The following is a 12,264-nucleotide window of genomic DNA, read 5'->3' on the forward strand; positions in this document are numbered from 1 at the left end:
GTGAACGAACAATGTGTCCGCTTTTTCTTCCGGATCCTGCGCTCCGGTCAGCGCCCGGCCCTGGCGACGGTCGCCGGCATAGATAACCGCATTCTGATAGGCAATTTCGCCCTGAGCCAGACCCTGCAGTCCAACCCCCAAACGCGCCGCGTTCATCATGATGAACATGGCGCGCAGGCCCTTATTCTCTTCGCCGACCATATAGCCGGTCGCGCCATCATAGTTCATCACGCAGGTTGCATTCCCGTGGATGCCCATTTTTTCCTCGATCGAGCCACAGCTGACGCCATTGCGCTCGCCCAAAGTTCCATCTTCATTGACCAGAAATTTTGGCACGATGAACAGCGAGATGCCCTTGGAACTGTCTGGCGCGCCCGGTGTCTTTGCCAGAACCAGATGGATGATATTTTCAGCCATGTCATGCTCACCGGCCGAGATGAAAATCTTCTGCCCCGTGATCGAATAGCAGCCGGATATCGGTTCCGCCTTGGTCCGGATCAGGCCCAGATCGGTGCCGCAATGGGCTTCGGTCAGGTTCATCGTCCCGGTCCATTTGCCGGAAATCATCTGGGTGGCGTAAGTCTGCTTTTGCTCTTCGCTGCCTTCGGTAAGGATCGATGCAATGGCGCCTTGCGTCAGGCCGGTGTACATTTCCAGCGCCTGATTGGCCGAAACCATGAATTCCATCACCGCATTGCCGACAACGCGCGGCAATCCCTGACCACCATATTCTTCAGGCGATGACAATGTCGTCCAGCCGCCTTCGGTCAATTGCTGATAGGCCTCCTTGAAGCCCTTGGGTGTGGTGACGCTGCCATCGTCATGACGGGTACAGCCTTCCTCATCACCGGATTGATTGAGCGGATGCAGCACTTCGGTCGAAAATTTTCCGGCCTCGGTCAGGATCGCATCGACCATTTCCGGTGTCGCATTTTCAAAACCCGGGACGTTGGCATATTGCTCCAGATTGAGGACTTCGTTGAGGATGAACCGGACTTCGCCGATAGGTGCGGTGTAACTGGGCATGATTTTCTACTTTCTGCTCAAATGGGGTTGCCGGATATTACCGGCGTCGATCCTCTATTGATGCTGTGCTTATGTGTCCGCTCTGGCGTCCTGCACAATCTTTATAAAACCGGTCAGTTCCTTGATCGAACTGTCGATGTCGGCGCGCTGTTTCTTCAGCGTATCGACCTTTTCCTGACATTTTTCGACGGTGACCTGCATCTGCGTCTTCCGGCCATCGCCAAGGTCATAGAGATCGATCATCTCGCGGATTTCGGTCAGGCTGAACCCGACATTTTTCGCTCGCATGATCCAGGCCAGCCGTGCCCGGTCGCGCTTGGTATATATCCGGGACAGGCCCTTGCGGTGCGGGGCGATCAGCCCCTCATCCTCATAGAATCGCAAGGCCCGAGCGGTAACGCCAAATTCGTCCGACAGGTCGGATATCGTATAGGTTTCCCGATTCTGCAGATCGGGCGTATCAATTTCGGCATGGCTTGGTGACTGTGACATAGCCCTCATATAGCTTACGCTAACGTAAACGTCAATGTTAGCCGCCAGGGCAAAGATTTTCGAAATCCCGGCCACCGGTTGACCGGGCAACCGCATCACCCTCCCCGATCATGAAGAAACTGACCCCCTCGAACCCTGCGCGCGAGCTGCAATAGCTGGCGCAGCCATCGGGAAGATCGCCGGGCAGACTCAATTCGACGCCGTCAAACCGGGCCGTAAAGCTGCACTTCTCTTCGCTGTTGAGGGTGATCCGGACCTTTTCACCATTGCGTTCGGCTTCGCCCAGCCCTTCGCATTTGATCTCCGGCCCGAACACCGCGATCATCCCGATTTGATAGCCGTTTTCGTCATTACCAACCGCGCAAAAACTGTCTGTCCCCAGATCGCTTTTGCGTTCAAAAGCACCGGCAAGCGTGACATTGCGAACGTCGGGAATGACGCCGGCATCAATCGCCGCCTGCTCAAGCGGAGTAACGGGCGCGACGGCTTTTTCGGAATCCGGTTGCCCGCCTCCACAACCCGCCAGAAGCAGCGCAAGAAACAGCGCAACGCCATGCCTCATGCGACCGGCTCCAGCTTGCCGTCGACGATTTTGCGGTAAAAGCAGCTGGCCTGGCCGGTATGGCAGGCGGGACCGGCGGGCACCGCCTTGATCCACAGCGCGTCCTGGTCGCAATCGATGCGCATCTCGGTGACCGACAGGATATTGCCCGATGTTTCGCCCTTCTTCCACAGGCACTGGCGACTGCGGGAATAGAAATGCGCCACGCCGCTGTCCTGGGTCAGTTGCAAGGCCTCGGCATTCATATGCGCCAGCATCAGCAACGCGCCTGACGAATCATCGGTGACAACCGCTGTGATCAGGCCGTTCGAATCATATTTCGGCTGGAGCAGGTTTCCGGTCTCGGGATCATTTTCAATATTGGTCATGATAGTGGATTAAGACCCGATCCGGTCCCGCGCAACGGCTAATGGCGCAATTGATCCAGCCCATGCTGGCCCGTTCGCGTAATATTATGATTTTATGACATTGGGGGCAGACAAAGCCGCCTTTCAAACCTATATGGCTGACATTCCCCGCCCGACCAATAACAAGCCAGGTGAGATATGCTGACAACCCACCCGTTTGATGACGACAAGCTACGGGAAGAGTGTGGCGTTTTTGGAATCGCCGGGATTGACGACGCAGCCGCCATGGTTGCGCTCGGTCTGCACGCTCTCCAGCATCGCGGACAGGAAGCCGCAGGCATTACCTGTCGCAACGGCAAGGAATTTTACAGTCATCGCGCGCTTGGCCCGGTAGCCGGCAATTTCGACAGCGAAGAAGTGATCCGCCGACTGCGCGGTGATTCGGCCTGTGGTCATGTCCGCTATTCGACCACCGGCGCCGGCACTTTGCGCAATGTTCAGCCGCTCGAAGCCGATCTCGCATCCGGCGGCTTTGCCATCGCTCATAATGGCAATATTTCCAATGCTCTGGCCTTGCGGGACGAACTCGTCCGCCATGGTTCGATTTTCCAGTCGACCAGCGATACCGAGGTCATCATCCATCTGGTCGCGACATCCAAATATCGCACTTTGCTCGACAAGTTTATCGATGCCTTGCGACAGGTCGAGGGCGCCTATTCGCTGATCTGCATGACCGCTGAAGGCATGATTGCCTGCCGCGATCCGCTCGGCATCCGTCCGCTGGTGATGGGCCGGATCGGTGAAGCCTATGTCTTTGCTTCGGAAACCGTAGCGCTGGATCTGGTGGACGCCGAATATGTCCGCAGCGTCGAACCCGGCGAGCTGATCGTTGTCACCAATGGTGAACTGCGCTCCCATCGTCCTTTTCCCGAAGCTAAGGCCCGGCCCTGTATTTTCGAACATGTCTATTTCTCGCGGCCCGATTCGATTGTCGATGGCAATTCGGTTTACAGCGTGCGCAAGGGAATCGGCGCCCAGCTGGCGATCGAGAGCCCGGTCGATGCAGATATTGTAATCCCGGTCCCGGACAGCGGCACCCCCGCAGCACTCGGTTTTTCCGAACAATCGGGAATCCCGTTCGAACTGGGCATCATCCGGTCGCATTATGTCGGTCGCACATTCATCCAGCCGACCGACGGCGTCCGTCATCTCGGCGTCAAGCTCAAGCACAATGCCAACCGCCCGCTGGTCAATGGCAAGAAAATCGTATTGGTCGACGACTCGATCGTGCGCGGCACCACCAGCATGAAGATCGTCCAGATGATGCGCGAAGCGGGCGCGGCCGAAGTCCATATGCGGATCGCCAGCCCGCCGACCATGCACAGCTGCTTTTATGGCGTGAACACGCCGAAACGGGAAAAATTGCTCGCGGCGCAAAAATCCATCGAGGAAATGCGGGAATTCATCAAGGCCGACAGCCTCGCTTTCGTGTCGATCGACGGCCTCTACCGCGCCGCCGGTGAAGAAACCCGCCATGATATCCAGCCGCAATATTGCGATGCCTGTTTCACCGGCGCCTATCCGACTGTCCTCACCGACCGCGATGGTGAGGAAGAGCCAGACCAGCTGACCATGCTCAACGAACGACTGGATTCATCTGGTCCGGGACGGGACAATGAGCCCTCCGGCGATCTGCCGCGCATCAAGCAAACAGCGAACTGATTATGAAATTTGCAGGTCAACTGGCGCTCGTTACGGGTGCAAGCCGCGGTATCGGTGCAGCCACGGCCCTGGCATTGGCCAGGGAAGGCGCTCATGTCGTTATTACCGCGCGCAGCGCCGATGGTCTGGAAAAGATCGAAGAGCAGATCCACTCGGCCGGCGGCAATGCCACGATCGCGCCGCTTGATCTGACCGATGGCGACAGTATCGGACGTCTGGCGACGGCGATTTCCGGCCGCTGGGATGGACTCGACATATTGGTTCTCAACGCCGCCATGCTCGGGTCACTGGGACCGGTTCCAACGATCGACGGCAAGGAATTCAACAAGATCCTGACCCTCAATCTGATTGCCCAGCAAGCATTGATCGCCGGCTTTGACCCGATGCTGCGCAAGAGCACCAACGCCAGACTGGTCGCGATCACGAGCAGCGTCGGCCGCAAGCCGCGGGCATTTTGGGGCGCTTATGGTGCATCAAAGGCCGCGCTTGAAACATTAGTGCTCAGTTATGGCGAAGAAATGCGCAATTTGGGCAAGATTCGTACAGCGATTGTCGACCCCGGCCGGACCCGCACCGAAATGCGGGCCAACGCCTATCCGGGAGAAGATCCGGAGAGCGTCAAACTGCCATCGGTGGTCGCAGACCGGCTGGTCGAGATACTCGCCAGCGACTTTGCCACCGGCGAGCGTTTCGAGATCAGCTAGCCCCAATCATTTGTCCGGCGTCGCTTCGCTGTCCAGATAGTCCTGAACAGCCTTGTAAAAGGCATTGCGCGTCACTTTTTTATCATCCGGCGTTGCTCTTGGCCAATTGCCATTGCCGGCAATCACCAGCTTGCGTTTGGGATCAATGAAGATGCCCTGACCAAAAATACCCTGCGCGGCAAAACTGCCATCATCAAAGGTCCACCACTGATAGCCATAGCCGGCGCCCGGCTGGCCGATGTCGGCCTGCTTGGTGCCAGCCTTGGCAAACCAGCCCTCGGGAACAACGGCAGTGTCGCCGATCTTGCCGCCATTCATCGCGAACTGACCAAAAAGCGCAAAATCGCGGGTGGTGGCGGAGATACAGCAGCCGCCAATCTCCTTGCCGCCATCATTCAATATCCAGACTGCGTCCTTGGCCATGCCATAAGGCTTCCACACTTTCTCGGAGAGATATTCGGACAGCGACTTGCCGGTTGCCTTGGCGACCAGCACACCAATCAAATTGGTCTCGCCGGTATTATATTGCCAGCGCGTGCCGGGCTCGGCTTCGTTGACCAGCGTCTTCATGTAGAGGATCACCGGATCGACACCGTCTTTCGACTTGGTCGTGTTGAACCGGGCAACATCGCTGCCCTTGTCCTCATAATCCTCGTTCCATTTGACGCCCGAGGTCATCGTCAGCAGCTGCTCTACTGATACGCCGTCATAGCCGCTGCCCTTCAGTTCCGGAATATAGGTGGTCAGCGGATCATCGAGTGACTTGATGAAGCCATCCTTGATCGCCGCGCCGACCAGAGACGATACCAGAGACTTGGCGACCGAGAAACTGGTCCAGCGGTCATCCGGACCAAAATCCATCCGATATTCTTCGAGGCGGATTTTGCCATCCTGCAAGACCACCAGTCCGGCCAGCCGCTGCTCGGCCATATATTCGTCGATGCTGACATCGCCATTCTCGGTTTTCAGCGTCTTCGGCAGAGGCTTGCCTGCCGGCAGTTCCCGAATGCTGTCACCCGCCTCGATCGTCCGGGTGGTGGTCAGCACCTCCATCTGGCGGAACGCATTGTCGCGTTGATCCTGGGTCCAGAACAGCACGTTCTCGTCAGTCGGCAAGCCGGCGGCATTGGCCGCGACTTTCTGTACCTGTTCGCACGCCGTCAGGCTGATGCAGGCAGCGCCCAGCATTGCCCATTTCCCCAAAATCCTCATTGTCGCGCTCTCCCTTTTTCATTTTTCTTTTATCAGTGTGACCTGCGCGACATCAATGCCGCCGCCGCGAAAACCGCCTTCGCAATAGCCGAGATAGAAATGCCAAAGCCGGACGAATTTATCATCGAAACCGGCTGGCAACGCGCCGCGTTCAACCGCTTCGTCAAACCGCTCGCGCCAGATTTTCAAGGTCCGCGCATAGTCGAGACCAAAATTCTTCTGATCGGTCCATTGCAGGCCCCGTTCTTCGGCCAGCGCCCTGAAACGGCTCTCCGAGAGCAACATGCCACCCGGAAAAATATAGGTCTGGATGAAATCGGCGCTGGCAGCATATCGGTCGAAAATATCATCGGCAATGATGATATATTGCAGCGCCGCGCGACCACCGGGTTTCAGATTGCGGGCTATGCAGTCGAGGAAATCGGGCCAATATTGCTGCCCCACCGCTTCCACCATTTCGACACTGGCGATGGCATCATATTGGCCTTCGACGTCCCGATAATCCTGAATGAGAAATGTCGCCTCGGGATGATGGTCCCGCGCCCACGCCGTCTGTTCGTCGGAGAGCGATATGCCGGTCACTGCCAGGCCATGGTCGCGCGCCAGATTGCCCGAAAGCGCGCCCCATCCGCAGCCAATTTCCAGCACGCTGTCCCCCGGCTTGGTCGATAGCCGTTGGGCAATCGCCGCGATCTTGTTGCGCTGGGCCTCTTCCAGACTGTTTTTCTCATCGGCAAAAATTGCGCTGGAATAGCTCATGCTTTGATCAAGCCAGAGCCGGTAAAAGTCATTGCCCAGATCATAATGATATTGAATATTCTGCCGCGCCCGCCGCTTGTCATTGCCGCGCTTCTCATGCCGCCGCCTGACGACCCAGTTGAAGAAGCCCGAGGCGCGGCCAGTATTCTTCAGCCCGTCACGATTGCGGATGAACAGGTCAAAAACCGGCACCAGATCGGGACTGTCCCACTCGCCCAATTCCCATGCCCGATACCAGCCGACCGATCCGCTGTTGATCAGCCGCAGCAAGCCGTTCCAACTGTGCAACCGGACATCTGCCAGCGGCCCTTCGCCGCGGCCTCCCAATATCCGGGTGGTGCCGTCGGGCAGCTTGCACTCGAACGTGCCATGATCCATTCCGGCATCGATCCGATCGAGAATATGGTGAAAGCCGGGCGCAAACAGGCGCGCGAAAAAACCACCGCCAGTGGCGAATCGTTTGCGCGCGTCGAGCAAATGTTGTCCGCGTTTGGGAGCTTCCGCATTCATGCGCGCAAATATGGACCAGTGCTAAGCGCTTGGCAACGTAGAACTATCCCTTAGGTCCCGCCCCTGGTTCAACTACCCGGCGCTGCTGCCGAACCGGCAAGAATCCCGCCATCGATATTGAGTTCCGAACCGGTGATATAGCTCCCTTCGTCCGAAGCGAGCAGGACCGCGATCGCCGCCACTTCGCTGGCTTCCCCAAAGCGCTGCAACGGCGTATCCCGGACCAGCGCAGCTTCCGACGCCGCCCGCGCCTCGCCCTCGCCCAGCATAGGCTCCCACATCGGGGTCATGATCGCGGCGGGATGAATCGAGTTGCAGCGGATTTGCCAGCCCTGCTGCGCGCAATAGAGCGCGACCGATTTGCTGTGATTGCGAATCGCGGCCTTGGACGAGGCATAGGCGGCCGCGCCCGGTATGCCGACCAGACCGGAGCGCGAGGAAATATTGATGATCGACCCGCTGCCCTTGTCCTTCATCGCCCTGATCGCATAGCGGCAGCCCAGAAACGTCCCGTCAAGATTGACCCGGTGCACCGCGCGCCAGTCTTCCAGCGAGGCATGTTCCGGATCATGCGGACGGGCGCCCTCTTCGAAACCGGTCACGCCCGCATTGTTGACGACGACATCGGCAACCGGGTGCAAGGTGGCAAGCCGCTGCCAGTCCGCTTCCTGCTCGACGTCCAGCACGAGTGTGTCACAGTGCAGTTCTTCGCCAGCCGCGATCAACGACTCGGGATCGCAGTCGGTTAGAAGAACTGTCGCACCCTCATCGACGAAAGCTTTGGCAATAGCCTTGCCAATGCCGCGCGCAGCACCGGTGATAACGCAAAATTTTCCTGATAATCTATGCATGAAAGATCCTGAATATAGGTGTCAAAATATCCAGCCCTAGGGACTGAACGGGGTAAATTTTGATATTGCCTGACGGCGACCTATTTATTCATCGACCTGATAACCTTTTGATCTGCGCATTATTAATACCGGCGGTCCGCCCGCATTTCAATCCCCGCCCCCTATTTCACCTGGGCATAAGCCTCCAGCGCCCGCGCCCGCGCTTCCTTGTGCCCGATGATTTTTGCCGGATATTGTGCGGGCTTGCAGCCGAAATCTTCCGGATCATGGATATAGGGATCATCAACATCGGTCAGTTCGGGAACCCACAAGCGGATATAGTCCCCGGCAGAAAATTTCTCCGACTGGCTGAGCGGCGCCATGATCCGCACGAACATATTGCTGTCGACTCCGGTTCCCGAAACCCATTGCCAGTTGACGCTGTTGGAGCCGTAATCCGCATCAACCAGCGTGTCCCAGAACCATTTCTCACCCTCGCGCCAGTCGATCAGTAGATGCTTGATCAGAAAGCTCGCGGCAATCATCCGCACCCGATTGTGCATCCAGCCGGTCGCCCATAATTCGCGCATCCCGGCATCGACTATCGGATAGCCGGTCTTGCCGTGGCACCACGCCTTAAAGTCGGCTTTCACGTCCGCCTCGTTCATATCGCGCCAAGGCAGACCGCGCATTTTCTCGCGATAGCTCTCGCCGCCATATTGCGGGAATTGATCAATCACATTTTGCGCATAATCGCGCCAGACCAGCTCCTTGAGATAGGTTTCGACCTTGGCACCCTGCCCCGCCAGCCGGTTCCAGATGGTCGCCGGGCTGATCTCGCCAAAATGCAGATGCGGCGACAGGCGGGACACCAGCTCTTCGGAAGGCAGATTCCGGCCTTCATCATATTGCGTGGCCTTGTCTTCGAAATCTTCCAGATTGATCTCGGCTCCTGCGGAACCGGGCTGCCAATAGTCGCCGAAACCTGCGGCCCAGTCCGGGTTTGTGGGCAGCAGGTCCCAATCGTCCAGAGCCTCGCTGTCCGGCCAGTGCTCCGGCGAGTCGAGCCGGTCAGGCGCAGGTCTGGCCTCGGCTGGCGGCATATGCTGGCGCAGCGCCTTCCAGAACGGCGTGTAGATTTTAAACGGACTGCCAGCCCCGGTCGTCACCGTCCCCGGCGGCAGCAAATAATTGCCATCGTGCAAGATCAGCCGGGCTTCTTCGCCAAGCGCCTTTTCCAGCGCCCGCTCCGCATTGCGCCACCATGGCTCGTAATGATGCAGGGCGTGAATTTCATCCGCTCCGGTCGATTTGACAATTTCGGCCAAATGCTCTGCAGCCGGCCCCTGCCGCAGGATCAGCCGCGACCCCAGATTCTGCAAACATGCTTCCAATTCTTCCAGCGACCGGTGCAGCCACCAGCGCGAAGCCCCGCCCATTTTGCGGTGCCTGGGTGTTTCATCGTCGAGAATATAGACCGGAATAACGGGACCGTTTGATGCCGCCGCCAGGACAGCGGCTTGATCGAATAGGCGAAGGTCGCGGCGGAACCAGATGATTTTGGGTTTTGTCATATCCATGCAATTACTCAGGGACGCGTTTTTTCCAACCTGTCTTTGCGGACATTGACTCGAACGGTGAACCGATCGCCGACCAGTGGATCCATGAAGCGCTGGTCTCTTACCGTCACGCGCGCGCCAACCGCGGTGATGACCGGCATTCTTGACCAGAACAGGAATGCAGCGCCATCCTTACTCGACCTTGCGACTTCAGATTCCAGAAAGTCCGCGTTTCCCGGTATTTTCTGTTCCCGGCCCAACACTAGGCTGTTGAACAGGCCAAACTTCCCTGACCCGAAAGCAGACCCGTCGCGCCACAATATTTCCCGTTTCCAGAACTGCAATGGCACCGGGTTTGCGACAACCATAGCGTCACGCCGCTGAATGACATCGGCGAGGCCAGACTCGGCGGCACGCTCCACCAGCAATTGCCTGGCCTCCGCTTCTGCCTTGCCGGTAATCAGACCATTGGCAAAAATATAGGCGCAGACAGCAGCAAAGCTGATCCACGCCGGTCGAGACCAATTGCTCGCTTTCCTTTTCTCCCGCCGCCGCGAAATCCAGAAGCCGGCGATCAGCGCCGCCCAGATCCAGATGTCGATGATGAAGATACTGTCGCCATAAAACCATTGCGACGAAAAGGGCTCGAGCAGGCGGATGCCATAGCTGTTCAGCCAGTCCAGCGCCGGATGGCTCAGGCACCCGATATAGGCCAAAGCCAGCAACCAGCCCTTGTGGATCGGCAAGCGATCCGCAGGCCGCTTGCCGCGCTTCCCTTGCCAGCGATCAAACCCAATCATGATCCCCGTCAGCAATAGCGGCAATATCAGCATCGCGATCGGGCCATGGGTGATCCCGCGCCGGATCGCCAGATGCTGGACCCCGTCCAGCAACGTCGCCACTGCATCGATATCGGGAATATTGGCAGCGATGATCAGCGTCGCCATGCCGAGACCGGTTTTTGTCTTGAGGCCCATTTGGCCAAGAACGGCACCGGCGAGGCTGTGGGTCAGATTATCCAAAATTTTATCTCGCACGAAGGCACAAAGGCACAAAGAAGAAGAGGTTCAAATTGCATAATAATCATTGGCTATCCGCTTTACCCCCTCTTTGAAAGTGGCTGCGCCAAAATTCATCAGGAAACCAAATGGCAAATTCATCAATCGCAAATAGGTTAGCAGTTGTTTTGCATGAACAGGCGAGTGACGTTCGGTAGACTTCAATTCTATCAATAGTCGCTTTTCGACGATGAGGTCCGCGCAAAAGGCCTCATCCAAAACCCGGCCCCTGAACGTTATAGGAATGATCTTCTGTCTTTCGACAGAAAGACCTTTCTCTTTCAGGCTTTCGAACAGCAATATCTCGTAGGCGGATTCGGGCAGCCCCGGCCCAATATCCTTGTGCAGGTGAAAGCCACAATCAACAGAGATTCTGGCGATTGCTTCAAGATCTTGCACGCCACCATCTCAGTGCCTTCGTGTCTTCGTGCGAGCAAAAATCCTTTACAGTTCCGGCCCGTCCTCCGTAATCGTCCAGGTCTGCCCCTTGTTCAACAGACCCTGCAGATCAGGCTTCTTGCCAGCCGACGACGCAATATTCTGCGCCACCACCGCCGCTTCAAAGGTCGGCCGCGGATCGTCATAAAGCACGCCCAATGCCATCGGGAATTCACCAAATTGCATTTCGATCAGCATATGCGCCACCGAACGGTTGGTCACGTCATGAACAATCACGTTTGCCGCCTGCCAGTCGCCATCGACAACATCGACCACTTCCAGCTCCAGCGTCTTGTGGTTGAGGATGACCCCCTTCGTTCCCTTGGAGAACAGCATCGGTTCGCCATCGACCAGATGAAGCTGCGTGTCGGCTGCGGTTTTCTTGGCGGCAAATTCCTCGAACACGTCCTTGTTATAGACGATGCAATTCTGGAAAATCTCGATGAAGGACGTACCCTTGTGCGCATGCGCCGCTTTCAGCACATCGGGCAGGTTCTTGTGGATATCGATACCGCGAGCCACGAATCGCGCTCCGGCACCCAGCGCAAAGGCACAGGGCGATGCCGGACGGTCGACCGAACCATAAGGCGTCGAGGGACTATGCGTGCCCTGACGGCTGGTCGGCGAATATTGACCCTTGGTCAGTCCGTAAATCTCGTTGTTGAACAGCATCAGCTGGCAATCGAGATTGCGGCGCAGCAAATGCATCGTATGATTGCCGCCAATCGACAGCGCGTCGCCATCGCCGGTGATGATCCACACGTCCAGTTCCGGATTGGCCAGCTTCACGCCCGTCGCTACAGCCGGTGCGCGGCCGTGAATGGTGTGGAAACCATAAGTCTCCATATAATAGGGAAAGCGCGAAGAGCAGCCAATGCCGCTGATGAACACCGTCTTCGACGGATCAGCACCAAGGTCCGGCATGGTCCGCTGTACCGCCTTGAGGATCGCATAATCGCCGCAACCCGGGCACCAGCGCACTTCCTGATCGGTTTCCCAGTCTTTCAGCGTGGTCGTGATTTTGGTCATCTCGTTCATGACAAAT

General features: G+C 57.3%; 13 protein-coding genes. 2 read left to right on the plus strand and 11 right to left on the minus strand.

Translation table 11 applies throughout. The annotated features are described in order from the left end of the window. The 4 genes from V7665_RS09090 to hisI form a co-directional block, all read right to left on the minus strand. The coding region (locus tag V7665_RS09090; RefSeq protein WP_335664221.1) for an acyl-CoA dehydrogenase family protein at window positions 1-1,026 on the minus strand (1,026 nt) is incomplete at its 3' end. 69 nt (window positions 1,027-1,095) lie between these two features. Then, complete coding sequence (locus tag V7665_RS09095; RefSeq protein ID WP_335664222.1) at window positions 1,096-1,518, minus strand: MerR family transcriptional regulator; 423 nt, start codon at window positions 1,516-1,518, stop codon at window positions 1,096-1,098. Between the two features lie 37 nt (window positions 1,519-1,555). Next, window positions 1,556-2,080, minus strand: coding sequence for a hypothetical protein (locus V7665_RS09100; RefSeq protein ID WP_335664223.1), 525 nt, complete (start codon window positions 2,078-2,080; stop codon window positions 1,556-1,558). Further along, complete coding sequence (gene hisI, locus V7665_RS09105) at window positions 2,077-2,448, minus strand: phosphoribosyl-AMP cyclohydrolase (protein ID WP_335664224.1); 372 nt, start codon at window positions 2,446-2,448, stop codon at window positions 2,077-2,079. Before hisI ends, V7665_RS09100 begins: the two co-directional genes overlap by 4 nt. A 177-nt stretch (window positions 2,449-2,625) precedes the next feature. Here hisI and purF point away from each other — a divergent pair, with 177 nt between their 5' ends. Together purF and V7665_RS09115 are read left to right on the plus strand one after the other, a co-directional pair. Continuing rightward, on the plus strand, window positions 2,626-4,149 hold the full coding sequence (purF, locus tag V7665_RS09110; RefSeq protein ID WP_335664225.1) for an amidophosphoribosyltransferase: 1,524 nt from the start codon (window positions 2,626-2,628) through the stop codon (window positions 4,147-4,149). Between the two features lie 2 nt (window positions 4,150-4,151). After that, a complete protein-coding gene (locus V7665_RS09115) occupies window positions 4,152-4,853 on the plus strand; it encodes an SDR family NAD(P)-dependent oxidoreductase (RefSeq protein ID WP_335664226.1) in 702 nt (233 codons plus the stop codon). 6 nt (window positions 4,854-4,859) lie between these two features. Here the strand turns inward: V7665_RS09115 and V7665_RS09120 are convergent, their stop codons facing one another. The 7 genes from V7665_RS09120 to V7665_RS09150 form a co-directional block, all read right to left on the minus strand. Next, window positions 4,860-6,065 carry a serine hydrolase domain-containing protein gene (locus tag V7665_RS09120; RefSeq protein WP_335664227.1) on the minus strand — a complete coding sequence of 402 codons (1,206 nt, stop codon included), beginning with the start codon at window positions 6,063-6,065 and terminating at the stop codon, window positions 4,860-4,862. A gap of 18 nt (window positions 6,066-6,083) precedes the next feature. Then, on the minus strand, window positions 6,084-7,334 hold the full coding sequence (locus V7665_RS09125) for a cyclopropane-fatty-acyl-phospholipid synthase family protein (RefSeq protein ID WP_335664228.1): 1,251 nt from the start codon (window positions 7,332-7,334) through the stop codon (window positions 6,084-6,086). Between the two features lie 68 nt (window positions 7,335-7,402). Next, a complete protein-coding gene (locus tag V7665_RS09130) occupies window positions 7,403-8,185 on the minus strand; it encodes an SDR family oxidoreductase (RefSeq protein ID WP_335664229.1) in 783 nt (260 codons plus the stop codon). Window positions 8,186-8,346: 161 nt separating this feature from the next. Beyond that, window positions 8,347-9,738: a cryptochrome/photolyase family protein gene (locus tag V7665_RS09135; RefSeq protein ID WP_335664230.1), complete on the minus strand. Its 1,392-nt coding sequence runs from the start codon at window positions 9,736-9,738 to the stop codon at window positions 8,347-8,349. Between the two features lie 14 nt (window positions 9,739-9,752). Further along, the gene (locus tag V7665_RS09140) at window positions 9,753-10,745 is read right to left on the minus strand and encodes a metal-dependent hydrolase (RefSeq protein ID WP_335664231.1); all 993 of its coding nucleotides are present in this window, start codon (window positions 10,743-10,745) and stop codon (window positions 9,753-9,755) included. A gap of 45 nt (window positions 10,746-10,790) precedes the next feature. Beyond that, window positions 10,791-11,180 (minus strand): GxxExxY protein, encoded by a 390-nt coding sequence (locus tag V7665_RS09145; RefSeq protein ID WP_335664232.1) that lies wholly within the window; start codon window positions 11,178-11,180, stop codon window positions 10,791-10,793. 45 nt (window positions 11,181-11,225) lie between these two features. Beyond that, window positions 11,226-12,257 (minus strand): 2-oxoacid:ferredoxin oxidoreductase subunit beta, encoded by a 1,032-nt coding sequence (locus V7665_RS09150; RefSeq protein WP_335664234.1) that lies wholly within the window; start codon window positions 12,255-12,257, stop codon window positions 11,226-11,228. Window positions 12,258-12,264 lie beyond the last annotated feature (7 nt).

The sequence above is a fragment of the Parasphingorhabdus sp. genome, assembly GCF_036964675.1.
Classification (GTDB): Bacteria; Pseudomonadota; Alphaproteobacteria; order Sphingomonadales; family Sphingomonadaceae; genus Parasphingorhabdus.